The sequence below is a fragment of the Halorientalis marina genome (assembly GCF_023028345.1).
Taxonomy (GTDB): Archaea; Halobacteriota; Halobacteria; order Halobacteriales; family Haloarculaceae; genus Halorientalis; species Halorientalis marina.
This window is the reverse complement of record NZ_CP095487.1, coordinates 889,268-913,467: the sequence shown is the minus strand read 5'-3', so window position 1 is coordinate 913,467 and position 24,200 is coordinate 889,268. Positions and strand designations below refer to the sequence as shown.

The window sequence follows — 24,200 nt, the reverse complement described above, 5'->3', positions numbered from 1 at the left end:
GTGACGGACGACCTCCCGCCGGTCTACGGGGGCGAAATCCTCCACGTCCACCTCGACACCGGCGAGACGGAGACCGAGGAGATCACGGCCGAGGACGCCCGGCGGTTCCTCGGCGGCAACGGCTTCGTCGCCGAGCAGGTCGCCGAACACGTCCCCGTCGACGCCGACCCGCTGGACCCGGAGAACGTCCTCGCGATGGGCGTCGGCCCGATGAACGCGACCCCGTTCCAGTCGACCTCCCGGGGCGTGCTGGGCTTCGTCAGCCCGATGACGAACGGCTTCTTCGACTCGACGTTCGGCGGAACGCTACCGCAGGCACAGAAGACCACCGGCTTCGAGTGTGTCGTCCTCCACGGCGAGGCCCCCGAACTCTCGTACGTCCTCGTCGACGGCGACGGGGCCGACGTGAAACCGGCCGACGACCTCGCGGGACTCGAGACCTACGACACCTGCCAGGCCGTCCGCGAGCGCGAAGGGGTCGGGTACGACACCCACGTCCTCGCCAACGGCCCGGCGGGCGAGAACCGGGTCCGCTATGCCTGCCTGCTCCACGACTCGGAGATACGCGAGGGGGTCGCCGGCCGCGGCGGGAGCGGCGCCGTCCTCGGGTCGAAAAACGTCAAAGCCGTCGCGGTCCAGGAGGGCGACTTCGAACCGGAGCCGGCAGGAGACCTGCGCGGTCGGACCGTCCAGCAGATGGGGCGGCTGATGGAGGATACCGAGATGCTCCAGGACTACGGGACGGCGGGGCTGGTCAACCCCATCAACGAGATGGGGAAACTCGGCCAGCACAACTACCAGCACGAGCAGGCCGACCCCGAGACGGCCGAGCGCATCAGCGGCGAGCGCATCCGCGAGGAGTACGTCACCGAGGACACCACCTGCGCGAACTGCGCGGTCAAGTGCGGCAAGCACGTCTCGGTGCAGGCAGAGGGGATCACCGAGGCGAAGATTCCGGAGTTCGAGTCGCTGTTCGGGACGGCGACGATGCAGGAAGTCTACGACGTCGAGCGCGTCATGAAGGCGAACGACCTCTGTGACCGACTCGGGATGGACACCATCTCCTGGGGCGTCACCGTCTCGTTCGCCCGCGAGTGCAACGAGGACGGACTGCTCGACGACGCCGATTCGCCGCACCTGGACTTCGGCGACGCCGACGGTCTCGTCGAACTCGCCCGGAAGACCGCCCACCGCGAGGACTTCGGCGACGACCTCGCCGAGGGGTCGTTCCGGCTGGCCGCGTCGCTGGCCGACGAGGCGGAGCAGTACCTCCACGGCACGAAGGGGCTGGAGTACGCCGCCCACTCCCCGCGCGGGCTGAAGGGCATGAGCATCGGCTACGCCACCGCGACCCGCGGCGGGTCACACCACGACACCCGCCCGACCCTCCAGTACGACGGCGAGCACGACGAGACCACGGAGGGAACGCCGGAGTTCGCCGCCCGCATCCAGCACTTCACCGCGCTCGGTGACTCGCTCACCCAGTGCCGGTTCGTCAGCGAGGGCGGGTGGGGCGCTCGCGTCAACGAGAACTACACCGAAGCCATCAACCTCGCGACGGGGTGGGACCTCTCGGTCGAGGAGGTCGAGGAGATCGGCGAGCGGGTCTACAACCTCGAACGACTCATCAACGTCGCCCGCGGCGTCGCCGACCGCGAGTCCGACACGCTCTCCCATCGCGTGATGCACGAACCCATCCCCGACGGACCCGCCGAGGGGATGTACTGTCCGCCGGCGGAGCTGGACGCGATGCTCGACGAGTACTACCGGTTCCGCGGCTGGAACGACAACGGCCACCCGACCGAGGAGACCGTCGACCGCCTCGACCTCGACGACGTCGCCTCGGCCGTCTCGGAGTGATGCCCGTCGAACTCCGGTACTTCGCGACGGTCCGGGAGGCCGTCGGCCAGCGCACCGAGACCCGGGAACTGCCGGCCGGCACGACGATCCGGGAGGTGCTCGCCACACTGGAGGACGAACACCCCGACCTCGACGGTCGCCTCCTCGACGGCGAGGGCGTCGCCGACAGCGTCACCGTGCTGCGAAACGGGACGCACGTGACCCATCTCGACGGGGTCGACACGGAATTAGCTGACGGCGACCACCTCGCCATCACTCCGCCGGTCACGGGCGGGTGAGGATTGAAACGTATCACACACGTTATTAAACACTTTTACTCTTCCTTCGTGTTTGTCGAAAGTATGTCCGAGCCGACACCGGAACATGGGACACGTGTCGTCGTTTCACCGGGCCGAACGGTACTGGGCGTCGACGCCGTCGAGAAGACGGGGACCTACGCCGCCCGACACGGGGAGAAGGTACTCATCGTCGCAAGTCAGCAGATATTCGACATTCACGGGGAGCGTATCGTCGACGCGCTCGAAGGGGCCGGCGTCGAGGTCGCGACGTTCACCGACGTTCGGCCGGACCCGACCGTCGAGAACGTCGAGGCGGCCCACCAGGTGTGGGACGCCGAGGGGTGTGACGTCATCGTGACGCTTGGCGGCGGGTCGTCCATCGACGTGGGCAAGTCGGTCGGCATCCTCGCGACCAACGAGGGGTCGATCCGGAGTTTCGGCGTCGACAAGGCCGGCTACGAGGGCGTCCCGAACCCCGCGCCGCCGATCATCGCGGTCAACACGACTGCCGGGACCGGGAGCGAGACGACGCGGACGGCGGTGCTGTCCGACGAGTCCACGTCGACGAAGTTCATCATCGTCTCGGAGAACATCGTCCCCGACGTCGCCATCGAGGACCCCGAACTGACCAGGTCGCTCCCCAAGAGCCACACCGCGTTCACCGGCATCGACGCCTTCACCCACGCCATCGAGGCGTTCACGTCGGTGAAGTCCTACAGCGTCACCGACGACTACGCCCGTGACGCGATGGAGCGCATCGTCGACTCGCTGGCCCTCGCCTGGTCCAACGGCGACAACATGAAGGCCCGGACCGAGATGATGATCGCCCAGTTCAAGGCCGGCAAAGCCTTCGGCAACTCCTCGGTCGCGCTGGTCCACGGGATGGCGCGCCCGCTCGGCGCCCAGTTGCACATCCCCCACGGCCTCGCGAACGGCCTCATCCTCCCGTACGTGGTCGAGTTCAACTCGATGGCCGCACCCGAGAAGTACGCCGAGGTCGCCCGGCTGCTGGGTGCCGCGGACGAGTTCGACGGGACCCGCCAGGCCGCCGCGAAGGCCGGCGACGCCGTCGAGCAACTCTGTGAGGACATCTCGCTCGTCGATTACCTCGACGAGTTCGGCGAGGTCCCGTCCCGCGAGGAGTACCTCGACGTGGTTCCCGAGATGACCCAGGACGCCTTCGACTCGGGTTCGCCGGACAACAACCCGCGGACGCCGACCCGCGACGAACTGGAGGAACTCTTCGTGACCGTGTACGACGACGCGCTCGCTCCCGACAGTCGCCGCCGATCCTGACCGACGACGACGCGGGGGGGCGCCGGCCACGCCGGGTTCGACCCGCGACGACGCGGGAACGAGCGGACCACGTCACCCGTCGTGGTCCCGGCACCTGACTCGAAAAGCCTTCCTACGCGCCGGGACAGGTGTCGCGTATGGCAGACGACACCGATGACGCGCTCGAATCGACGCTCGCGGAGGCGTTCGCTAGCGATTTCGGCGCCGACGAGGAGACCGCCGCCGACGCCGCATCGAAGGCCGAAGCCTTCCGCGAGGACTGGGCCGAGGACCTGACGGCCGAGGACGTGCTCGACGAACTCGCCGCAACCCCCTACGAGGACTTCCAGCACCGCTTCGACGACGCCATCGGCGAACTCGCCGCGGCGACCGAGGACTGCACCGACTCCCGGGAGTACCGACTCGCCGGCTTCGGCGACCTCGCGGCCGACCCGACCCAGGGCGCCTGAGGCGACCGACGACGCCCGACTGCACTCGGCCGTTCGGCCCCCTGAACCGACCGAAAGGTACGTCCATCGGGGGTCCGAAGCGGGGCCATGGCACCGGCGGTCCTGTGGCCCGTCCTCGGTTCGCTCGGGGCCGCCGGCGGGACGCTCGCGCTCGTCTGGTACCTCTGGGACCGGCGCGACCGACCGGGCGCGTCCTGGCTCGTCGCCGTGCTGGGCGTGCAGTTCGTCCTCACCGCCAGTTACGCCGTCGGCTACCTCGTCTTCGACCCGACGCTCCGCCTGGCCGTCGAAATCCTGTTCTGGGTCGCGTACATCTGGCTCGGCGCCCTCTTCGTCGCTTTCGGCCTCGCCTACACCGGCCGGGGCCACGTCATCCGCTCGCCCTTCTTCGGCGCGCTCGTGGCTTTCTCGGTGGCACTGTCCGCGCTCGTCGTCACCAACCCCCTCCACCACGTCGTCTGGGAGGGGTTCCGCGTGCTCCCCCCGCCGGGGCTGGCGACGGTCGAGTTCACCCGCAAGAGCGGCGCGATCCTCGTTCTCGGCGTGTCGGCGCTGGGCGCGGCCGTCGGTACCCTGTTGCTCGTCGACACCATCGTCAGCTACGGCCGACTCTACCGGGCGGAGGCGCTCGCAGTGGCGATCAGCCCCCTCCCGCCCGGCATCGGGTTCGTCCTCTGGACGTTCGACGTCGCGCCCGAACCGGGCCTCAACGTCGCGCCCGTCCTCTTTCTCCTCCACGTCTGCATCGACGCCTACGCGTTCGTCGGCGGCGGCATGTTCGACTTCCACCCGGCGACCCGGCGGGCCGGCAACCGCGCGGCCATCGCCGACCTCGGGAGTCCCGTCGTCGTCGTCGACGAACAGGAGCGGGTCGTCACGCTCAACCCCGCCGCGGAGCGGACGCTCGGCGTCGAGGCCCAGCGGGCACTGACCCGCCCGCTCGCCGACTGCTACGAGGGCGACCGCGTCGACCCGACGGTGACCGAGCAGGACGCGACCGTCCGCGTCGCGGCGGGAACCCGGACGTTCAAGATCACCTCGACGGAGCTGGCCGACAGCACGGGCACCCACCTGGGGTACACGCTCGTTTTCCAGGATATCACCGACGAGCGGCGGCGCGAGCAGCGGCTGGCCGTCCTCAATCGCGTGCTCAGGCACAACCTCCGCAACGACCTGACGGTCGTCAGGATGACCCTCGGGGAAGCCGTCGACCGCGCCGACGAGGACATGGCTGCCCTGCTCGACCCCGCACGGCGCAAGACCGAGGGCCTGATCGACCTGAGCGAGAAGGCCCGCGCCTTCGAGCGCGTGATCGACGACGAGACCGAGTCCGTCGTCGCCGTCTCGCCGGTCGTCGAGTCCGTCGTCGCCGACATCCGCGCGGAACACCCCGACGCGGACCTCCACATCGCGGAGACGGACGTGGGTCGAGTCCGAACCAACCGGGACCTCCTCGATGTCGTCGTCGGCAACCTCGTGGAGAACGCCGTGGAACACGGTTCCACGAGCCCCGACTCGGGGACTCGTCGGGACGCTGTCGAGCACGGCTCGGCGAGTCCGGACGTAACGGTCGCGGTCACCACCGGGGACGACACGGTGACGGTGACGGTCCGGGACCGCGGGCCCGGGGTGCCGGAGCACGAACTCGCGGTCATCCGGGACGGCGACGAGTCCGCACTCGAACACGGGAGCGGTCTCGGCCTCTGGATCGTCCAGTGGGGCGTCACGGCCGCCGGGGGCGAAATCGACTTCGACACGAGCGACGGAACGACGGCGACCGTCACGTTCCCGCGCGCCGAGGACTCGGTCAGCGAGGACCCCGCGCTCGACCGCTGATATCGGTTGCGGCGAGGTGGCGGGCCGCCGGTCCTACCCGCCGTCCGCCCGCATACCGTAGACACACTCCCGGTACGACTCGCCGCCGATGACCGTCTCGCCCTCGTCTTCGAGCGTGAAGCCGGCGCCCTCGTAGAAGGCCCGACCCGGTTCGTTGTCGGCGAGGACCATCGCCTGCACGTGGTTTGCGCCGCGGTCGCGCAGTTCGCGCTCGGCCCGGTCGAGGAGTTGCGACCCGAGTCCCTCGCCACGCGCGTCCGGGTGGACGTAGACGCGCAGGATCGTCCCGCGATCCTCGACCACCACGGCGTGGACGAACCCGGCTACCTCGTCCTCGCGCCGTGCCACCAGGACGACCGCGTCGTCGCGCTCGATCTCGGCAGCCAACTGCTCGTCGTCGTACCACTCCTCGACCCCCTCCTCGGCCGTCTCGCGACTCAACACGTCCGGGTAGTCCGCACGCCAGGACGCGCGTGCGACGCGCTTGATGGCCGTCACGTCCGCTGTCGTCGCCGCTCTAATCGGCATACGATACCATACATCACGATAGCAGTTAAGCGTACTCACGCGGCCGAAAGCTTAGGGCGGGTGCCGCCGACGTGGGAGGTATGTCCGAGGACACCGACGACCGGGACCGGCGCCTCGTCACGGGCTGGCAGGGCCGGTACTTCGAGGACTTCACCGTCGGCGACGTGTACAAACACCCCTACGGGCGGACCGTCACGGAGACGGACAACGTCTGGCTCACGAACGTCACGATGAACGTGAACCCGATGCACTTCAACGAGGCCTACGCCGCGGGGACGGAGTTCGGCGAGCGCCTCGTCGACGGCCTGTTCGTCATCGCACTCGCGGTCGGGATGAGCGTGATCGACGTGTCCGTCAACGCCACGGCCAACCTCGGCTACGACGACGTGCGCCACCACGCCCCCGTCTTCCACGGCGACACCATCTTCGCCGAGAGCGAAGTGCTCGCCAAGCGCGAGTCCGACTCGCGGGACCACGTCGGCATCGTCACCACGGAACTCCGCGCGTACAACCAGGACGACGAGCTCGTCCTCTCGCTCGAGCGGACGCCGATGGTCCTGAAACGCGAACACGCACAGCCCTCGGCCGCCCAGCCGCCGGGCTGGCCCGAGGGCGTCGGCACCCAACCCGAGGACCTCGACGATGCGTGAGAGCGGTGCGGGCCACGAGGGCGGCCCCGTCGACCAGCGACTGACCGGCGACCTCCCGGTCGCGTCGGCCGCCGCGGCCGCCGACTACGTCGGCGACGACGACACCCTCGTCGTCTCGGGGTTCGGGAGCGTCGGCGACCCGAAAGCCGTCCCCGAGGCGCTGGCCGCGTCGGACAGGGACCTGTCGCTGACCGTCGTCAGCGGCGGCTCGGTCGGGCCGCCCATCGAGGTCGACCTCGCCGAAGCGGGCGGGCTGGCACGACGGCTCCCGTTCACGAACAAGGCCGCAACCCGGGACCGAATCAACGCCGGCGAGATCGCGTTCCACGACCCACACGTCGCGCGTATGGGCGAGCGCGTCCGGACCGGGGCGCTCGTCGACGCCGACACCGCCGTCGTCGAGGCTATCGCCGTCGGCGAGGACTGGCTCGTCCCCGCAACGTCCATCGGCCAGACACCCGCCTACGTCGCCGCCGCCGACCGGCTCGTGGTGGAGCTGAACCGCGCCCACCCGCTCGCACTCCAGCGGTTTCACGACGTGTACCGGCCCGGGCTCCCGCCCGACCGTGACCCCATCCCGCTGTCGGCGCCGGGCGAGCGCATCGGCGACCCGCGGGTGCGGTTCGACCCCGAGACGCTGGTCGCCGTCGTCGAGACCGACCGCCGGGACGCCACCTACGAGTTCCGCGACCCGACCGCCGCCGACGAGGCTGTCGCCGCGACCCTCCGGGACTTCCTCGCCGCCGAGATGGAGCGCAATCCGGCCCTCGCCGACCGCCTCACCCTCCAGTTCGGCGTGGGGAGCCTCGGCAACGCGCTCATGAGCGCGGTCGCCGACCTCGACCGCGGCGACCGCGACCTGGTCTACTTCGGCGAGGTGATCCAGGACGGCCTGCTGGACCTGCTCGACGCCGGTGAACTGGCGTCGGCGAGCGCCACCTCGCTGGCCCTCTCGGCCGACGGGCAGGACCGCCTGTTCGCCGACCCCGGGCGCTACGCCGACGACGTGACCCTCCGGCCCGCCAGCGTCTCGAACCGCGCGGCCCTCGTGGACCGCTTCGGCGTCGTCGCCATCAACAGCGCCCTCGAAGTCGACCTCTCGGGCAACGTCAACTCCACGCACATCGACGGCCGCCGGCTCGTCGGCGGCGTCGGCGGCTCCGGCGACTTCAACCGCAACGCGCTCGTCTCGATCACCGCGCTGCCCGCCGCCGTCGACGACCGCTCGCGGATCGTCCCCCACACGCCCCACGTCGACCACACCGAACACGACGTGGACGTGATCGTCACCGACCACGGCGTCGCCGACCTCCGCGGGAAGGGGCCGACGGAGCGCGCCGAGGCACTCGTCGAGAACTGTGCGGCCCCCGTGCACCGCGAGTCGCTGCGGGACTACCTCGACGGCGCTCGCGAGCGGGGTGGTCACGTCCCCTTCGACCCCGGGTCGGCGTTCGACCCGTAGCGGTTTCGGAGTGTCCAGTCCGCGGTCACTCCGACGGGGCCTGGTACTCTGGGAGGGGGACGAGCGTGATGGGGATCGTCACCTGCTGAAGGAGCGACTGGGAGACGCTCCCGAAGATGATGCGCTCGGTCCGGGAGTGGCGGCGCAGGGCAGTCAGTATCTCGTCGGCCTCCACCTCGTCGGCCATCGCGGCCAGTTCCTCGGCGGGCGAGCGCCCCCGGCTGATCTGCCGGGCCGTCACCGAAATGTCGTCGCCGAAGCGCTCCTCGAAGATCGACAGCGCCGCCTCGCCCTCGCGCAGGTCGTCCGCGTCGTCGCCCTCCTGCACGTTGATGACCTCGACGTGGTCCTCGGGGGTGACACGTCCCTCGAGGTAGTCACAGATCACTCGACTCGCCGGTTCGCCATCCGTTCCCACGAGGTACGTTACCATATCATATACACTCACGACATAGATAATAAATCCGTGGGGCCGTCGAACCGGCCGAACAAGGACGGCGGGGCGGTCGGTTCCGCGGCCTCAGTACGACCGCGGGAGCCCCAGCACTCGCTCGCCGAGGTAGTTGAGTGCGAGTTGCTGGGTAATCGGGACGAGGCGGGTCAGTCGCGCCTCCCGGAAGTACCGCTCCACGTCGTACTCCCGAGCGACGCCGTACCCGCCGTGGGTCTGGACGGCGGCGTCGGCCGCCGCGAAGGCCGCCTCGGCCGCGAGGTACTTCGCCACGTTCGCCCGGGCCCCCGCCGCCTCGCGGTCGAGGTCGTCGAGGCGGTCGGCGGCGCGGTAGATGACGCTCTTCGCCGCGTGGAGGTCGGCGTAGGCTTCCGCGAGCGGGTGCTGGATCGCCTGGTTCGCGCCGATGGGGCCGCCGAAGACCTCCCGCTCGCGGGCGTACTCGATGCCCCGCTCCAGCGCCACCTCGCCCAGTCCCAGACACTCCGCGGCGATGACCAGTCGCTCCTCGTTCAGTCCGTCGAGCACCTGGTAGAACCCCCGGCCCTCCTCGCCGATCAGGTTCTCGGCGGGCACGGAGACGCCGTCGAAGTACAGTTGGTAGGCAGGCACGGCGGCGCTCGCGGTCTTCGGAATCGGCTCGATTTCGAGGCCGTCGGCCATCGCGTCGTCGAGGTCGACGAGGAACATCGAGATACCCTCCGTCCGTTTCTCGACCTCGTCACGCGGCGTCGTCCGGGCCAGCAGGACGAGGTAGTCGCTGGCCTCGACGCGCGAAGTCCACACCTTCTCGCCGTCGACGACGTACCGGTCGCCGTCCGCAGAAGCCGTGGCTTCTGTGGGGTCAGCCGAGGTTTCCTCGGCAGAGTCGCGCTCGGCGCGGGTCGTCATCGCCGTCGAGTCCGAGCCGGCGTCGGGTTCGGTCAGCCCGAACGCCTGGATGCGCGCCTCGCCGCTGGCCACGTCCGGAAGCAGTCGCTGCTTGAGGGACTCGTCGGCGTAGTTCACGATGGGGACGGTGTTGTAGACGCCGCCGTGGACGGCCTGTGCCGCGGCGAACCCGCCGCCGCTTCCCGCGATTTCCTCCATCATCACGACGGCCTCGGGCGTCCCCATCCCGACGCCGCCGTACGCCTCGGGGACGAGGATGCCGAGCCAGTCGTTGGCGGCGAGTTCGTCGACGAACTCGTGTGGGTACTCGCCCTCGCGGTCGCACGTCCGCCAGTACTCGTCGTCGAAGTCGGCACAGACCTCGCGGATGCTCCGACGGACCAGTTCCTGCCGTTCGGTGAGCGGGACGGACGCCCGCCAGTCCCGAGCCATATCCCCCGGTAGACCGCGAGGAACAAAAACCCACGAGCGATTACCCGGGATGGGGGTCGGGGTCGTAGTCGGAGCCGACCCGGAGGTCGAGCGCGGCCGGACGGATGGAGACGGCGAGGCGTTCGTACTCGCCGACCTCGCCGTCGCGGCTGAACGTGATGGGACCGTCCTGGCCGGTGACGGTCACGGAGTCGGCCTGGACGTGGAACACGCCGTCCGTCTCCCGGCCGAGGACGCGGTGGCTGATCGCCTCCGCGACGAGGCTCCCGGCCGGCATCCGCTCGACGACGGCCAGGTCGAACACCCCGTCCTCCATGTTCGCCTGGCCGCCGGCCTCGACGAACCGGCGGGCGTTGCCCACGAGCAGGCAGAGCGCCTCGCCGTCCCAGGTCCGCCCGTCGCCGGTCTCCAGGTGGATGTCGAGGCCGTCGAACTCCCGGGCCTCCCGGAGCCCGGTGAGGACGAACGCGAGCGTCCCGAACCGCTCTTTCAGGTCGCTGGAGGTCGCGACGCTGGCCTCGGCCGGGAACCCGGCGATACAGGAGACGACGAAGGGGTCGTCACCGGCCATACCCACGTCGACAGTCCGCACGTCGCCGGTGTCGGCCACCTCGACCCCGTGGTCGATACTCTGGATACCGATCATCCGCGCGAGGAGGTTCGCCGTCCCCGTCGGCACGACCGACAGCGTCACGTCGCCGAGGCCGTCGGCCGCGACGAGTCCCCGGAGGACCTCGTTGACCGTGCCGTCGCCGCCACAGACGGCCAGTTCCGAGACGCCGGCCTCGGCGGCCTCGGTCGCGAACGCGACCGCGTCACCCGCTTTTTCGGTGCGGTCGACGGCGAACCCGCGGGCGCGAACGAGCCGTGAGACGTACCCGGCGTGGTCCCCGGTCCCGCTGACGGGGTTGAGGATGCAGCGACGCGACCCGACCTGCATGGTCGAGCCGACACACGGCACCTACTTAATCCGGGCGGACGGCACACAGGCGACGGTTCGGGTCGCCGAAACGGCCGCTAGTTTCATATTGACAGACAGTTTTGGCTGCAACGAAGCCGTGCATGGGCGGATCGAGCTGCTGGGGTGGGGGTATCTACTGATGACATCCTCCGCGCCGTAAACGGCGCGGTTTCCCAAGCGTTGGGATATTATGGTTCGCGGTTCGCCTGTTCTTGTGGGGCTACTCGCCCCGTGGATTTGTCGAACAGGCGCACCGCTGGCTGTGCCATCCAGCCGTTATCCCTATCTCCCCCGTCACAGGCGAGACTCGGGAGTACCTTCTGTCGGATGTTCGCGGCGCCGTTCACGTCGGCATTGGCGACCAGCCCACACACCTCGCAGACGTACAGCCCACGTTCGACGCGCTGGCTGTCGTCGGTGGTTCCGCAAGACGCACACGATGTCGAGGTATCGCGTTCGTCCACGCGCTCCACGCTGATGCCGCGCTCGGCGGCTTTGTATTCCAGCATTTCGATGAAGCGGTCGAACGCCCACCCGTGGAGGTCCAGATTGCCGTGGTCGCTCCAGTCGGTTCCCTCGCGGATGCCCGACAGGTCGCCCACGGCAATCGTCCCGACATTACGGGCGGCACACTCGGCCACCATATCCGCTGAAACAGCGTGCAAGAAGTGGTCACGTCTGCCCCGGCGCTTCCGGTCCAGTCGTCGTGCTTGGCGGGAGTCGCTGTCGTCGCACTTTGCCCGCTGTTTCTGGAAGTAGTAGTCGTCCTCTTTGAGTGTGCCACCGGGGTACAGTAGGGCCTCGTCACTGACCGCGACGGCGGCGAAGTTGCAGATGCCGAGGTCGATGCCCGCTACCCGGTCGCCGGGTGGGTCCGGGTCGCCAGTCTCGATACAACAGACGATGTGCAACTCCCACTCGTCGCCGGTCCAGACCGCCCGGACCTGCTGGACGTTCTGTACGTCCACGTCTGGGTCGGCGGCGTACTCACAGAGAACGAAGTCCGACCACGACTCTTTGAGATTCGCCCCTTTCGAGAGTCGAATCCTGTCGTGGTCGGGGTCGTGCTTGAACCCGTCCTCTTTGAACGTCACCGTCGAGCGCGGGTGGTCGTCGCCATACTTGCGGTAGCCGGGTGGGTTCGCGTCCTCGTTACCGTTCTTGCGGTGGGCGTACCACGACTCGAACGCTTCAGCCAATTCTTCGAGAATTGCCTGACTGGATTGTGCGTTCAAATCCGCGTAGCGTTCGTGATTCTTGAGGTAGGCTTTGAGTGTGCTGTCGTCTGGAATCGTCCCGGTTTCGTCCCAGATGCGGTCACACGTCCATCGGGCGACGTTCCAGAGTTTCGAGGCGGCGAACCCGAGCGAATCAAGGTCGTCGCGCACCTGCTGGTGGTTGCGAATGGACGCAACGTAGGTGCGCGTGACCTGATTCGCCATACATAGCCTGTGACGGACTGGCTACATAATGGCTTGCCGACCGGAGTGGAAGTAGAATATCCGGCCCGGCAGACCCCGTGGACTGTGGCACCGGGCGTACGCGATTCACGCCCGGCCTGAAGGCCGGGATTCTCTCGCTGAATCAAGATAGCCCTGCTTGTCATCGCGTTCGTCTATATCGGGTACAGACACTGGACGACACCGGGAACCACTGGGTTCGGGCTCGTCATCGTCGGCGGTGCTGGCTGGGCGTTCGCATACGCCGTCCAGTTGCTCGTGGCGCATCCCTTCGTGACCGTCGCCGCCGCGAACGTCGAGCGTGCGTTCGTCGAGATCGGTGCAGCCGGTTGGTTCGTTCTCGGCTACGAACTCTACCGCCAGCGGCACCTCCCGCTGAAACGAGTCCTCGCACTGCTCTGGATCGTCCCCGCCGTGCAGCTCGCCCTGTGGACGAACCCGCTCCACGGGCTGGCACGAGCCCCCGGCACGCACATCGACGCGAACGGTGTGCTGCACACGATCAACGGGCCGTTCCTGTGGGTCCACGCGCTCTATGACTACGCGCTCATCCTGCTCGGCCTCGGGATGCTCGTCAGCACGCTGCTGCGCTCGCGGGGCCTCCACCGCGATCAGGTCGGGACGCTACTCGCTGGCGGGCTCCTGATCGTCCTCGTCAACGCGGCCCACGTGGTCGGCGCGACGCCCGTTCCGGCGGTCGATCCGACGCCGCTCGCGTTCGTTCCGGCGGGAGTGATCATGTCGTTCGGCCTGTTCCGCCTCGATCTGTTCGAGCTGACACCCGTCGCCCGGGATCGGGCGATGGCCGAGATGGCAGAGGCGACCATCACGATCGACGCCAACGACCGAGTAGCTGACCTCAACGGCGCCGCCCGCGAACTGCTCGCCACCGACGACGACGCCATCGGAGCGCCCGTCGCCGACGTCCTCGGCGACTGTCCGGCGCTCGCCGATGCGCTCCGTGGGACCACGGACACCGACACCGAAATCGAGATCACACACGGGACCCGGCGGCGTCACTACCTGCTCAACGTCACGCCGATCAGCTACGAGGGTGGCGACGTCTCCGGTCGGCTCGTCGTCCTCCGGGACGTTACCGAGCTGAAAGAGCGGGAGGCGGAACTCGCGCTCCTCAAGCAGGTACTCGCGCGTGTCCTGCGACACAACGTCCGAAACAGCCTCAGCGTCGTCATCAGTCGCGCCGAGACGCTCGAGGAACGGACGACCGGCGAGGAAGCCGACCTCGCGGCGGGGATCGTCGAGCAGAGTCGGACACTCGCCCGGCGGAGCGAGAAAGCACGGAGCATCGAACGGATCGTCGACCGCGACCAGCGTCTCGTCGAGCGCGATATCTGTCGGTCGCTCACCGGTCTCGTCGACTCATTCAAGAACGAGTTCCTCGACGCCGACATCGAACTCGACGTGCCGCCGACCTGTCGCGTCAGAGCCGACAGCGGGATCGACGTCGCACTGGAGAACCTCCTCGAGAACGCCCTCCTGCACGGCGACTCGCCGACGGTCACCGTGACCGTCGAGCGGACGGCGGAGCGCGCACTGATCCGGGTCGTCGACGACGGTCCCGGCATCCCGGACCACGAACTCGCCGTCCTCGACGCGGAGTCCGAGACGCCCCTGGAACACGGGAGCGGGATCGGGCTCTGGCTGGTCACCTGGATCCTGGACCGCTCTGACGGGACCGTCTCGTTCGAGCGGACCGACGGCAGGACTGTCGCCACGGTCGAGCTACAACGGGTCCCGGAGAACGACGTCGACCGAGCCGAGCCGGTCGGGCAGTGACCGGAGCCCGATCAGAACCGTGGCGGGCGCTCGCCGAGGATGTCCTCGCCGGGCGGATGGCCGTCTGCCGACCGAAGCGAACGGGTATCAGCAGCAACACCCCGAGGTCAGGACGACTCCGATAGCCGTTCTCGGCTAGAATCCACCGTTCGGCTGAGAATAGGACTCCGTAGGTGGGCGACGGTCTCAGTCGTCGCTCGGCTCGGCCACGCGCTCCACCGTCTGGTCCGCCTCGGCCGCGACGGTGAACCCGTCGAGATCGGCCTCCAGCGTCGTCGCCTCGTCGCTGAACGACCCGACCGCGTCGGTCATCTCCGAGACCAGCGAGCGTTGCTGGGCGGCCGTCGACGCGAGGTCGTCCGCGCTCCGGGCGGTGCGGTCCCCGATAGCGCTCACGTCGTCGATGAGCGCAACGACTTCCTGGGCGGAGTTGGCCTGTTCGTCGGCCGCACGGTCGATCTCCTGGACGGCGTCGTTGACCTGTTCGACCTCCGCGACGACCTCCCCCAGCGTCGAGATAGTGGTCGTGATCGTGTCGCTCCCGTCGCTGACCCGTGAACGCATGTCCAGCATCTCCTCGCGAGTCTCCTCGACACCCTCCTCGATGTCCGCGACGAGGTCCGACACGTCGGTCGTCGCCGCCCGCGTCTCCTCGGCGAGTGCCTTCACTTCGTTGGCGACGACGGCGAACCCCTCGCCGGCCTCGCCCGCGCGAGCGGCCTCGATAGAGGCATTGAGTGCGAGGATGTTCGTCTCCTCGGCGATGTCGTCGATGACGGTCACGACCTCCGCGACCTCGGCGGTGATGTCGGCGAGTCGTTCGACCGCCTCGACCGCCTGCCCGGTCTGGTGGTTGATCGCGTCGAGCGCGCTCTGGGCCTCCGAGGAACTCTGCTGTGCCTGACGGCCCATCTGGGTCGCCTCGTCGACCTGCGCTGCGATCTCGGTCACCGACGAGGACATCTCCTCGACGGTGGCAGAGAGCGTCGACATCTCGCTGGCGGCGGTCCCGAGTTTGGTCTGTTGGTCGTCGGCGTCGGCCGCGATCTCGTCGACGGCGTCCGCGACGGCCTCCGTCTCCTCGCTGAGTCGCCGTCCTTCGGTCGCGACGGCGTCGCTCTCGCTCGCAATCCGCCCGGCGACGGTCTGGCTCTGCCCGATTGCGTCTTCGAGCGCTGCCAGCGTCTCGTTGATCGCCTCGCCGACGGCCGCCATCGCGTCGTTCATGCTCTCGCTGTCGACCCGCTGTGTCAGGTCGCCGTCCGCGGCGGCCGAGAGCGCCTCGCGGTACTCCGTCGCCTTCAGTTCGAGGTGGCCGGTCAGGGCGGACAACTCCGCCTGCTCGCTCTCGGCCTCCTCTCGAGCCTCCTCCGCGGCTTCACGTGCCCGTTCGGCCTCCTCACGAGCCTCGCGGGCCTCGGTGAAGGAGGTTTCGAGCGAGTCGGCGGTGTTTTCCAGCGCCGTGTAGGTTTCGCCGATCTCGTCGACACGCTCGCGCTCGAAGGACACGTCGAAGTCGCCGTCCTCCAGTCGCTTGACGCGGGCGTTGATCTCTCTGAGCGCACGGTACATCTCACAGTAGCCGAGGAAGCCAGTGACCGTCACGATCGACGCGATCAACAGCGCAGCCGTCAGGACGTCGTCCGTCAGGAGGATCGCGATCCCCGGCGCCACGACGATCGAGAGGAAGGCGAGCGCGAAGATTCGCGCGCCGAAGTTCCGCCGGACGAACTCCGGCAGGGACGACTCGATCGCCATCGGCACCCTGCCGACCGTGACGAGGATCCACTCGCTCCGTGTCGTGTGTGTCGTATCCATCGGTGAGCCAGAACGCCGTCGTGGGTCCTAGTTCATACTGTGGTCGCTCACCGTATCAACGGTTCGTGGATTTCGGCACTCGACGTGATCTGAGGTTTTACACGCCCCACGGGGCTGGGCCCCGGTCGGCCACCGGGCAGTGCCAGCCCGCCGGCTCAGACCGCTTCGACGTACTCGGCGACGGCCTCGACGCGGTCGACGCCCTCGGCGCCCGGCACCAGTGGCACCTCCCGCACCGCCGGTTCGAACGACTCCCGGGCCGTCGAGAGGGCGGCCTGCTGGTTCTTGTGGCGCGGCCAGCAGGTCGGACAGTCCTCCGAGGGGTCCTGTAACACCTTGTTCGCCAGCACGTGGTCGACCGAGATTCCTGACGCACCGAGTTCGCCCAGCAGGCGTTCGGTCTCGGTCACGGCCATCCGCTCGGGGATGGTCACGACGCGAAAGCCAGTCCGGTCGCCGTTCCGGAGCCGGTCCGCGACCGCCTCCATCCGGGTCTGGAGCCGCTCCATCTGGTCCCCGTAGGACGCCGACTCGTCCTCGTCGTCGTCACCGCGCCCGAGCATACTCGACACCGTGCTCGTCACCGACCTGAGTTGCTGTTTCATCCCCAGCAGGGTCCCCATCGTCGAGTCCATCACGTCGGGCAGCTCCAGCAGCCGCAGGGTGTGGCCCGTCGGCGCCGTATCGAAGACCACGACGTCCCAGTCGGGATGGTCGTCGTACTCCGCGAACAGGTCGACGACCGCGATCTCGTCGGCTCCCGGGATCAGCCCGTGTTCGGTCACCGAGGAGACGTCCCCCTGTGTCAGGTCGATGCCCAGTGACTGCACGTCATCGAGCATCCGCTCGAAGGTGTCGCCGTACCGGCGCTCGAACCGTTCGCTGGGATCGATCTCCAGGGCGTACAGGTCCGCCTCCTCGGTCACCCGCGTCGGCGTCTCCCCCACCGCCGACTCGTAGGCGTCCGCGATACTGTGTGCCGGGTCGGTGCTGACGACCAGCGTCCGGTTCCCCGCCCGTGCGCTCCGTAGCCCCGTCGCCGCCGCGAGCGTCGTCTTGCCGACTCCGCCTTTCCCCCCGTACAGCACGAACTCCGTCATGGCACCGCCTTGCGACTCCGAACATAAATCCGATTCCGTCCGCGTCCGAGGTGACTGCTCGTGACAGGCCCTGTCCGGGCGCCGCGTGACCTCCCCGTCAGTACGGGAACTCGGTGTCGACCTGATTGGCGGCGCTCGCGAGCGTCGACGCCCCGTCGGTGTACTGGAGCATGAGCTGCATGTCGCCGACCACGTCGAAGGCACCGCTCATCAGCCCGTCGATGGGGCCGATCTCGCCGTGGATCAACTGCTTCCAGCTGTCGTACGACCCCTCGTAGATGAACCCGTAATCGTACTCCTCGATCTCGTCCGGGTCGACATTCTCCACGCTGTGGACCGCGCCGTCACTCACCTCCGCGAAGTTCGTGATTGGTTCCTCCATCGGGCTGTCGCCCGGGTTCACCCGGAAGATGTAGTTGCCGTTGAAATCGACGCCCCAGCCCTCGCCCGTCTCGTGATAGTCGGTGTTCTCGTTGACCTGGTGCATCCACTCGTCCATCCACTCGTCCGGTTCGTCCACGAAATCGATTCCCATGATACGGATGACCAACACGACCCAAATATCCTTATAATTCATTATACTAATACGGACAGGAAAAAACCGCGGTACTGAACCTGGAGCCGCTGAAGTCGCTTCTGACAGGCTGGTATTACCAGTATCCCTATTTACCATTGGATTTATAATGATAGATTCCAACGGGATGGTTGAGTATGTCTGGCACAGTTAATTATGGGAACCGCATCGACAGCGATGACAAAATATACGAGTTGTTCCAGAAGGGCGTCGAATTGGGCGGCTGGAACGCGGAGAAGCTCATCGAGCAGGTGCCGGTCGAGAAGGACAGGGAGACGTGGGCGAACATGGACGACGACGAGAGCGAGCAGTTCGCCCGGTTGATCTGTGTGTTCATGGACGGTGAGCAGGAGGTCGCACAGGACGCCTCGCGGCTGATCCAGATGGCCGGGTCGCCGTATCTCGACAACAACTCCGTCAAGGAGATGTTCTACGCCAACCTCGCGTTCGAGGAGGCGAAACACACCCAGTTTTTCACCTGGTACGTCGAGAACGTCATTCCCGACGACGTCGTCTCGAGCACTGGTGAGGGCCGGCAAAACGGGGTCGAACGCGTTCCCCTGACCGCCGGCTCCGGGGGGTACAAGCGCCTGTTCGACCGCCAGCGCCAGTTGCTCTCGGCGGCCACCGAAATGGGCGCCGACCCCGTCGACATCGCGCGGGCGACGACCAACTACAACCTCGGCGTCGAGGGGATCATCGCCCGCGGGGGGTACTTCATCCGCAACCGGATGATGCAAAACGCCGAACTACCGAGCCTCAGCAAGGGCTTCCAGCTCATCTCGACCGACGAGGGGCGGCACATCACCGCCGGCATCGAGATCGTCAAGGAACTGCTGGAAAAAGAACGCGCCGGCAAACCCGAATATCAGGGCGTCGACGCGGCCGTCTGGGACCAAGTCAAGACCGACCTCCCGGACATCTACGACCTCGCCGTGTACATCTGCACCGACCCCGGGCACCCCGACAACACGGACCCGCTCGACGCAAACATCGACGAGGTACTGAGCCGGTTCAGCAACCTCTATCACGACGTGTTCGTCGAGTCCCTCGGGCTGGAGTCGTTCGACCCCGGCGAGTTCGCCCGCTTCGCCGGCGAACAGGCCGAGCTCTGCAAGTCCAAGGTCGACGAGGGCGTCTTCGACCGCAACATCGAACAGGCACGCGAACTGCACGAACGCCGCGCCGAGCGACTGCAGGGCAGCACCGACGTGACCGCAGCGGACGACGACTGACGACCACCGACGACACCACAACACAATGAGCGAGACAGAGATTCCCGATTTCGACTGGCCGGAACTGAGCGGCGGTTCCTACACCGCTGAAGACGACGAAGTAAACCGACGCATCACCGAGGCCGCCGAGGAACACGGCGTCGACCCGGAGGAAGTCTACGAGAACGTATCATTCATCCTCGACGCCAGCGGCGACGGCAGCGTCACCGCCGAGGGCGTCGCCGTCAGCGCCGGCGAGAACCCCGACACGGAGAGCGATTCGCGATTGGAGGCACTCAGCATCTGGGAGATGCGCCAGGGCCTGTAGGATGAGCTACGAGGTGACCATCGAGGTCGACGGCGAGGAGACCGTCGTCGACGTCGCCCCCGACGAGTACGTGCTGGACGCGGCCGAAGACGCCGGCCTCGACCTCCCATACTCCTGTCGAGCCGGCCAGTGTACTTCCTGTGCCGCCCGGATGGAGTCCGGCGCGGTCGACCGCGAAGGCGTCGCGCTCGACCGCGGCCAGCGCGAGGACGGCTACGTCCTCATCTGCTGTGCGACCCCCGAGGACGACTGCCGGTTCGTCGCCGGCGGCGAGATTCAGGAGGAGTTGCTCGGTATCGATTTCGACGCGCTCTAGTTGCCCTCGCTCCCGCCCTCCGCGCTCGCACCGCCAGCGTCACGCTCGCGGAGTTTGCGTCGCTGTATCTTCCCCGTCGTCGTCTGCGGGAGCGCGTCGACGAACTCGATCTCCCGGGGGTACTCGTACTCGGCCAGGCGCTCGCGCACGATGCCCCTGATCGCCGCGCGGAGGTCGTCGTCGCCGGTCACCCCGTCGACCGACTGGACGAACGCCTTGATCACTTCCCCCCGCGTCTCGTCCGGGATGCCGATGACGCCGGCCTGTGCCACGTCCGGGTGTTCGAGGATCGCGCTCTCGACCTCGCCCGGCCCGACGCGGTAGCCCGAGGTGATGATCACGTCGTCGTCGCGGGCCTTGAACCAGCAGTACCCGTCCGCGTCGCGGTAGCCGAGGTCCTCCGTCAGGTGCCAGCCGTCGACGGTCGCCGCCTCGGTCTTCTCCGGTTGGTTCAGATACTCCCGGAAGACGACGGGGTCACCCTCGCGCCGGACCGCGATCATCCCCACCTCGCCCGTCGGCAGTTGCTCACCGGTCTCCGGGTCGATGATCGCCACCTCGTGGCCCGGCACGGGCTTGCCCATGCTCTCGGCCTGTGCCGGGAACCAGTCCCGGCAGTTACAGACCAGCAGGTTCGCCTCGGTCTGCCCGTACAGTTCGTTGACCGCGACGCCGTCGAGCGTCTCGTCCGCCCAGTCGAGGATTTCCGGCGTCAGCGGCTCCCCGCCCGAGGCGATGGCCTTCAGCGCGAGGTCGTAGCGCGCCGTCGGGTCGTCGACCGACATCATCATCCGAATCGCCGTCGGCGGGAGGAAGGAATCGGTGACACCGAACTCCGCCAGCAGTTCGAAGGCCGTCTCGGCGTCGAACGACCCCATCGGGTAGCCCACGATCGGCCGGCCGTAGTGCCAGGCGGGAAAGACCAGGTCGCCCAGCGCGCCGATCCAAGCCCAGTCCGCCGGCGTCCAGAACGTCGAGTCGAACACGTCCCGCTCGTAGTACATGTATGCGGCCGGGCAGTGGCCCGCCCAGACGCCCTGACCGTGGAGGACGCCCTTCGGCGGCCCCGTCGAGCCCGACGTGTACATCACGATGGCCGGCGTGTCCGGGTCCGTGTCGGCGAGTTCGCGCTGGTCGTCCCGGCCCGATCGGAAGGCCTCGAACCCCAGCACGTCACCCGCGGCGTCGCCGTCGACCTCGACGACGTGGTCGAGGTTCGGGCACTCCGTGCGGGCCTCGTCGACCGCATCGCGAACGCTCGCGTCGACGACCGCCACACGTGCGTCGCTGTCCCGAAACCGGTATTCGAGCGCGTCGGGGCCGAAAAGCACCGAGAGCGGGAGCGACACCGCGCCGAGTTTCCAGCAGGCGAGGTGAGTCAGCGGGTTCGCCGGCTTCTGTGGGACGACCACGGCCACGCGGTCGCCGCGCTCGACGCCGAGGGCGGCCAGGCCGTTCGCCACCTGGTTCGAAAGCCGGTCGAGGTCGTCGAACGTGTACGTCTCGCGCCGCCCGTCCGGGTACGCCTGGTGGAGGGCCGGCCGGTCCGTCCGGTCGTGTTTCCGGAGCGTGTCGTGGGCGATGTTGTAGTCGTCGGGCAGGTCCCACTCGAACTCGCGACGGGCCCCCTCGTACGTGTCCGCGTCGAGTGTGATATGCCACGTCATACCGCCACATCAGGGGCGGCCAATAAATGTCTTGGCGAGACGCGGCGGGCCGTGCGCGACGGCCAAAAAATAAAGCGGGCAGCGAACGCGGCGGGCGGCGTTAGTCGCGGCGTGCGACGAGCACGGCACTCACGAGCAGTGCGACGACTGCCAGTCCGACGCCGAAGCCGGGACCGGTGCCGGTCGTCGTGGCGTTGGTGTCGTTGCCTGCCGTGTCGGTGCCGTCGGTACCTTCGTCGCCGTCGGTACCCTCGTCGCCGTCACTCCCGGAGTCGCCCGCGGACTCGTCCTCGATACCGAGGTAGTCGCGTGCGTTCTCGGTGTCGAGCGTGGGGAACTCGCGGTCCCAGTCGCCGGCCATATTGATCGTCGTGTCGTCGCCGACGTACTCCAGCGCGCGAACGTCGCTCTCGGAGGCCCCGCTACTGACGGCGCCTTCGACCGTCACGTAGGTCCGCGTCTCGCCGTCTTCCGGCTGGGCAACGACGCTCGTCAGCCCCGCGGGGAAATTCTCTTCGGACTCGGCGAGTGCGTCACGGATCGCGGACATGTTCTCGAACTGGGCACCGCCCTCGAGGGTGACGGTGCTCTCGTTGACGTTGACGTCCATCCTGCCGACCTGGAAGTCGGACTGCTGGAACGCTTCGAGCGCCCGCTGGGCTTCGGGATCGTCCTGCGTGGCGTTCGCGAACTGCTCGGTCATCCCGGCGAAGAGGTCGCCCTCTGCGGTCACACTCCCCTCGAAGTTCAGCCGCTCGCCGGTCGACGTCCCCGTGAACTCGTACTCGGTCCGGGGGGTGTCGATCCCGCGCGTGTCGAGTTCCGAGATGTAGGCCTGCCAGTTCTCGGTCTCGTAGTTCGCGTCGAAGTCGAGCGTGACCGACTGGGTGCTCGGCTTCGTCACTTCACCGTTCCAGGTGTAGGTCTGCTGGAGGTTCGCGGCCTCCTGAGCTTCGATCTGCGAGCGGAGCCGGTCCAGGCCCTGGAACGACGCCGAGTTCACGCCCTCCGTATCGGCGGACTCCGCGACTTCGAGGAAGCCAAGCAGGGCGGCGTCGTAGTTCTCGAGGTCGACCGAGAAGTCGGCGGTCACGGCCTCGGGACCAGTATCGTAGCTCGCCGAGACGTCGTTGATCGAGAGTTCCTCGAGGCGGGTCGCGAACTCTTCGGCCTCCTGTTGGGTGAGGTCGAGGTCGGGGTCGTTCGTCATGTTCCGCGCGATGGCGTCCGCGAGCTGGCTCTCGATGTCAGCGTACTCGACGGTGTAAGCGATGTCGAGCCGGTACTGGTTCGAGGACCGCTCACCGGGACTCGGGACCTCGGTGTAGGAGTACTCCTCCAGCGTGATGTCGGCCGACCCTTCGAGCTCCTCGGCGGTCAGCTGGTACTGTTCTTCGAGTGTCTCCAGTGCGGACTCGCGGGTCTCCCACTCGGACTCGCCGAAGGAGAAGACCGTCTCGTTGCGGTCCACGTCGACGGTGTACCCGCCGTCACTCTCCGAGAGGGCGAAGGAGAACGAGGACGGTGACGTCGCGGACGTCATCGGCGACGCCTGGAGGTCGGCGTCGAAGTCGCCGGTCGCGGTGAACTGCGATGCGGTCGACGTGATTTCGCCGGAGGTCGTCACCGAATTGAATGCCTCGTTTGCACCCGTCCCGGCCGTGTTGACCGTCGCGTCGACCGTCAGCGTCCCGTCGGCGTTCTGGTCGGTCGACTGGCCCGACAGCTCCATCGAGAACTCTTCGAGCAGGGCCGGCTGCCGTGCCGAGAGCGAGCCGTTCCCGACGAACTCCGTCGGCGTCAGCGAGAGTGTCGCCTGGCCGGTCGTGTCGCCAGTCCCCTCGCGGGGCTGGGTCACGAGCAGGTACGCGAGGTTCGAGCTCACGTCGAGTCCGAACTCGCCCTGGGTCTCGGGCTCGGTCGAACTCTGTTCCTGGTCGTACACGAGGACCGCGTCACCGTTCTCGCGAACGTAGACTTCGTCTGCCTTATCTACCCCGTCGTCCTCCTGTGCGGACTCCTGGGCCGAAGACTGTTGGACTGCGGACTGTTGTGGAGCCGCCGCCCCGGCGCTTCCAGCCGGCACGAGGCTCACGACTACGAGCAGGGCGAGCAACACGCCCATCAGGGGACCACTTCTGTAACGTGTCATACCCAATTATTCTACTACTACATATAATAAAGGTGGTGAACGACGAACCCGGGTGGGCAAGCATCGGTAGCCATCGCCACGACGGACAGCGCCCGGCCGACTTTCCGTCCGATGTCACGAGGGTCCCCGCGACCGATCCAACTCGGTGTGGTTCGCCAACATATCACAGTACAAGAGTTTAAAAACCAGAACGCGGCCACACCCGCTATGTCGCAGTTCGGGACCGGCCAGTCGTCACAGCCGACCGTCCCAGCGCCAGCACCGCCCGACGACCCCGAGGCCTGGTACGCCCCGGACGTCCACCGGCAGGAAGAGGTCCACCCCGGCGTCGTCGCCACCGTCCGCGAGACTCGCGATGGGTTCCGATACGAGGTCCGTGAGCCCTCGCTCACGGACAGCGAACGCGCGGAGTTAGCGGCCGTGCGGGAGCACTTCGCCGACGCTCACCTCGAACGTCCCGTCACCCGTGAGGGCGCAATCGAGCGGATGGACGCCGGCCTCGGCGAGAAGTACCGCCGCGTCGTCGACCGCCTGACCGACGCGACGCCGGCGGGGCGCCGGCGACTCGACTACCACGCGCTCGCCGAATTGCGGTGTCTGGAGGACCTCACGCCCTACGCGCTGGACGAGCGCATCGAGGTGGCCGACACCGCCGAGGACCGCCTGGTTGTGCGCTACGT

The 24,200-nt window shown here is 67.8% G+C and carries 21 protein-coding genes; 11 read left to right on the top strand and 10 right to left on the bottom strand.

Annotation, left to right across the window (positions count from 1 at the left end; all coding sequences use genetic code 11):
* From MUG96_RS04685 to MUG96_RS04665, 5 genes are all read left to right on the top strand, one after another.
* A complete protein-coding gene (locus MUG96_RS04685; protein WP_246986968.1) occupies positions 1-1,860 on the top strand; it encodes an aldehyde ferredoxin oxidoreductase family protein in 1,860 nt (619 codons plus the stop codon).
* Positions 1,860-2,138, top strand: coding sequence for a ubiquitin-like small modifier protein 1 (locus MUG96_RS04680; protein WP_246986966.1), 279 nt, complete (start codon positions 1,860-1,862; stop codon positions 2,136-2,138). Before MUG96_RS04685 ends, MUG96_RS04680 begins: the two co-directional genes overlap by 1 nt.
* Before the next feature lie 63 nt (positions 2,139-2,201).
* The gene (locus tag MUG96_RS04675) at positions 2,202-3,434 is read left to right on the top strand and encodes an iron-containing alcohol dehydrogenase (RefSeq protein WP_246986964.1); all 1,233 of its coding nucleotides are present in this window, start codon (positions 2,202-2,204) and stop codon (positions 3,432-3,434) included.
* Positions 3,435-3,571: 137 nt separating this feature from the next.
* On the top strand, positions 3,572-3,883 hold the full coding sequence (locus MUG96_RS04670) for a hypothetical protein (RefSeq protein WP_246986962.1): 312 nt from the start codon (positions 3,572-3,574) through the stop codon (positions 3,881-3,883).
* An 87-nt stretch (positions 3,884-3,970) separates the two neighbouring features.
* On the top strand, positions 3,971-5,719 hold the full coding sequence (locus tag MUG96_RS04665) for a histidine kinase N-terminal 7TM domain-containing protein (protein WP_246986960.1): 1,749 nt from the start codon (positions 3,971-3,973) through the stop codon (positions 5,717-5,719).
* A 33-nt stretch (positions 5,720-5,752) separates the two neighbouring features.
* Here MUG96_RS04665 and MUG96_RS04660 read toward each other — a convergent pair whose 3' ends face one another.
* Positions 5,753-6,247, bottom strand: coding sequence for a GNAT family N-acetyltransferase (locus MUG96_RS04660; protein ID WP_246986958.1), 495 nt, complete (start codon positions 6,245-6,247; stop codon positions 5,753-5,755).
* Positions 6,248-6,327: 80 nt separating this feature from the next.
* On the opposite strand from MUG96_RS04660, the gene MUG96_RS04655 reads away from it, so the two are divergent.
* A complete protein-coding gene (locus tag MUG96_RS04655) occupies positions 6,328-6,897 on the top strand; it encodes a MaoC family dehydratase (RefSeq protein ID WP_246986956.1) in 570 nt (189 codons plus the stop codon).
* A complete protein-coding gene (locus MUG96_RS04650) occupies positions 6,890-8,359 on the top strand; it encodes an acetyl-CoA hydrolase/transferase C-terminal domain-containing protein (RefSeq protein WP_246986954.1) in 1,470 nt (489 codons plus the stop codon). The genes MUG96_RS04655 and MUG96_RS04650 overlap by 8 nt, the downstream gene beginning before the upstream one ends.
* Positions 8,360-8,384: 25 nt before the next feature.
* Here MUG96_RS04650 and MUG96_RS04645 read toward each other — a convergent pair whose 3' ends face one another.
* The 4 genes from MUG96_RS04645 to MUG96_RS04630 form a co-directional block, all read right to left on the bottom strand.
* Positions 8,385-8,792 (bottom strand): universal stress protein, encoded by a 408-nt coding sequence (locus MUG96_RS04645; RefSeq protein WP_246986952.1) that lies wholly within the window; start codon positions 8,790-8,792, stop codon positions 8,385-8,387.
* 87 nt (positions 8,793-8,879) lie between these two features.
* On the bottom strand, positions 8,880-10,133 hold the full coding sequence (locus MUG96_RS04640; RefSeq protein WP_246986950.1) for an acyl-CoA dehydrogenase family protein: 1,254 nt from the start codon (positions 10,131-10,133) through the stop codon (positions 8,880-8,882).
* A 40-nt stretch (positions 10,134-10,173) separates the two neighbouring features.
* On the bottom strand, positions 10,174-11,073 hold the full coding sequence (locus MUG96_RS04635) for a diacylglycerol/lipid kinase family protein (protein ID WP_246986948.1): 900 nt from the start codon (positions 11,071-11,073) through the stop codon (positions 10,174-10,176).
* A 209-nt stretch (positions 11,074-11,282) separates the two neighbouring features.
* Positions 11,283-12,536: an RNA-guided endonuclease InsQ/TnpB family protein gene (locus tag MUG96_RS04630; protein WP_246986946.1), complete on the bottom strand. Its 1,254-nt coding sequence runs from the start codon at positions 12,534-12,536 to the stop codon at positions 11,283-11,285.
* Between the two features lie 141 nt (positions 12,537-12,677).
* Here MUG96_RS04630 and MUG96_RS04625 point away from each other — a divergent pair, with 141 nt between their 5' ends.
* Positions 12,678-14,351 carry a histidine kinase N-terminal 7TM domain-containing protein gene (locus MUG96_RS04625; RefSeq protein ID WP_308220121.1) on the top strand — a complete coding sequence of 558 codons (1,674 nt, stop codon included), beginning with the start codon at positions 12,678-12,680 and terminating at the stop codon, positions 14,349-14,351.
* A 186-nt stretch (positions 14,352-14,537) separates the two neighbouring features.
* On the opposite strand, the gene MUG96_RS04620 is transcribed toward MUG96_RS04625, so the two are convergent.
* From MUG96_RS04620 to MUG96_RS04610, 3 genes are all read right to left on the bottom strand, one after another.
* Positions 14,538-16,169: a methyl-accepting chemotaxis protein gene (locus MUG96_RS04620; RefSeq protein WP_246986944.1), complete on the bottom strand. Its 1,632-nt coding sequence runs from the start codon at positions 16,167-16,169 to the stop codon at positions 14,538-14,540.
* A 155-nt stretch (positions 16,170-16,324) separates the two neighbouring features.
* Positions 16,325-17,269, bottom strand: a complete 945-nt coding sequence (locus MUG96_RS04615) for an ArsA family ATPase (protein WP_246986942.1) — start codon at positions 17,267-17,269, stop codon at positions 16,325-16,327.
* Positions 17,270-17,366: 97 nt separating this feature from the next.
* Entirely contained in the window at positions 17,367-17,804 is a 438-nt protein-coding gene (locus tag MUG96_RS04610) for an SCP2 sterol-binding domain-containing protein (protein ID WP_246986940.1), read from the bottom strand.
* Between the two features lie 176 nt (positions 17,805-17,980).
* On the opposite strand from MUG96_RS04610, the gene MUG96_RS04605 reads away from it, so the two are divergent.
* From MUG96_RS04605 to MUG96_RS04595, 3 genes are read left to right on the top strand one after another with little or no spacing between them, the layout of a single operon-like run.
* Positions 17,981-19,078: a ribonucleotide-diphosphate reductase subunit beta gene (locus tag MUG96_RS04605; RefSeq protein ID WP_246986938.1), complete on the top strand. Its 1,098-nt coding sequence runs from the start codon at positions 17,981-17,983 to the stop codon at positions 19,076-19,078.
* Positions 19,079-19,103: 25 nt separating this feature from the next.
* Positions 19,104-19,385 (top strand): hypothetical protein, encoded by a 282-nt coding sequence (locus MUG96_RS04600; RefSeq protein ID WP_246986936.1) that lies wholly within the window; start codon positions 19,104-19,106, stop codon positions 19,383-19,385.
* A 1-nt stretch (position 19,386) separates the two neighbouring features.
* On the top strand, positions 19,387-19,701 hold the full coding sequence (locus MUG96_RS04595; protein ID WP_246986934.1) for a 2Fe-2S iron-sulfur cluster-binding protein: 315 nt from the start codon (positions 19,387-19,389) through the stop codon (positions 19,699-19,701).
* Here the strand turns inward: MUG96_RS04595 and MUG96_RS04590 are convergent.
* Both MUG96_RS04590 and MUG96_RS04585 read right to left on the bottom strand, forming a co-directional pair.
* On the bottom strand, positions 19,698-21,368 hold the full coding sequence (locus MUG96_RS04590) for an acetate--CoA ligase (protein ID WP_246986932.1): 1,671 nt from the start codon (positions 21,366-21,368) through the stop codon (positions 19,698-19,700). The genes MUG96_RS04595 and MUG96_RS04590 overlap by 4 nt on opposite strands.
* 100 nt (positions 21,369-21,468) lie before the next feature.
* On the bottom strand, positions 21,469-23,520 hold the full coding sequence (locus tag MUG96_RS04585; RefSeq protein WP_246986930.1) for a PGF-CTERM sorting domain-containing protein: 2,052 nt from the start codon (positions 23,518-23,520) through the stop codon (positions 21,469-21,471).
* Positions 23,521-24,200: the final 680 nt, after the last annotated feature.

Excerpts from the sequence above, each read along its gene's own strand:
- MUG96_RS04630 (WP_246986946.1), bottom strand. The coding sequence starts at position 12,536 with ATGGCGAATCAGGTCACGCGCACCTACGTTGCGTCCATTCGCAACCAC.
- MUG96_RS04655 (WP_246986956.1), top strand. The coding sequence starts at position 6,328 with ATGTCCGAGGACACCGACGACCGGGACCGGCGCCTCGTCACGGGCTGG.
- MUG96_RS04615 (WP_246986942.1), bottom strand. The coding sequence starts at position 17,269 with ATGACGGAGTTCGTGCTGTACGGGGGGAAAGGCGGAGTCGGCAAGACG.
- MUG96_RS04605 (WP_246986938.1), top strand. The coding sequence starts at position 17,981 with ATGTCTGGCACAGTTAATTATGGGAACCGCATCGACAGCGATGACAAA.
- MUG96_RS04635 (WP_246986948.1), bottom strand. The coding sequence starts at position 11,073 with ATGCAGGTCGGGTCGCGTCGCTGCATCCTCAACCCCGTCAGCGGGACC.
- MUG96_RS04585 (WP_246986930.1), bottom strand. The coding sequence starts at position 23,520 with ATGACACGTTACAGAAGTGGTCCCCTGATGGGCGTGTTGCTCGCCCTG.
- MUG96_RS04680 (WP_246986966.1), top strand. The coding sequence starts at position 1,860 with ATGCCCGTCGAACTCCGGTACTTCGCGACGGTCCGGGAGGCCGTCGGC.
- MUG96_RS04595 (WP_246986934.1), top strand. The coding sequence starts at position 19,387 with ATGAGCTACGAGGTGACCATCGAGGTCGACGGCGAGGAGACCGTCGTC.
- MUG96_RS04645 (WP_246986952.1), bottom strand. The coding sequence starts at position 8,792 with ATGGTAACGTACCTCGTGGGAACGGATGGCGAACCGGCGAGTCGAGTG.
- MUG96_RS04610 (WP_246986940.1), bottom strand. The coding sequence starts at position 17,804 with ATGGGAATCGATTTCGTGGACGAACCGGACGAGTGGATGGACGAGTGG.
- MUG96_RS04650 (WP_246986954.1), top strand. The coding sequence starts at position 6,890 with ATGCGTGAGAGCGGTGCGGGCCACGAGGGCGGCCCCGTCGACCAGCGA.
- MUG96_RS04660 (WP_246986958.1), bottom strand. The coding sequence starts at position 6,247 with ATGCCGATTAGAGCGGCGACGACAGCGGACGTGACGGCCATCAAGCGC.
- MUG96_RS04600 (WP_246986936.1), top strand. The coding sequence starts at position 19,104 with ATGAGCGAGACAGAGATTCCCGATTTCGACTGGCCGGAACTGAGCGGC.
- MUG96_RS04665 (WP_246986960.1), top strand. The coding sequence starts at position 3,971 with ATGGCACCGGCGGTCCTGTGGCCCGTCCTCGGTTCGCTCGGGGCCGCC.
- MUG96_RS04620 (WP_246986944.1), bottom strand. The coding sequence starts at position 16,169 with ATGGATACGACACACACGACACGGAGCGAGTGGATCCTCGTCACGGTC.
- MUG96_RS04590 (WP_246986932.1), bottom strand. The coding sequence starts at position 21,368 with ATGACGTGGCATATCACACTCGACGCGGACACGTACGAGGGGGCCCGT.
- MUG96_RS04675 (WP_246986964.1), top strand. The coding sequence starts at position 2,202 with ATGTCCGAGCCGACACCGGAACATGGGACACGTGTCGTCGTTTCACCG.
- MUG96_RS04640 (WP_246986950.1), bottom strand. The coding sequence starts at position 10,133 with ATGGCTCGGGACTGGCGGGCGTCCGTCCCGCTCACCGAACGGCAGGAA.
- MUG96_RS04670 (WP_246986962.1), top strand. The coding sequence starts at position 3,572 with ATGGCAGACGACACCGATGACGCGCTCGAATCGACGCTCGCGGAGGCG.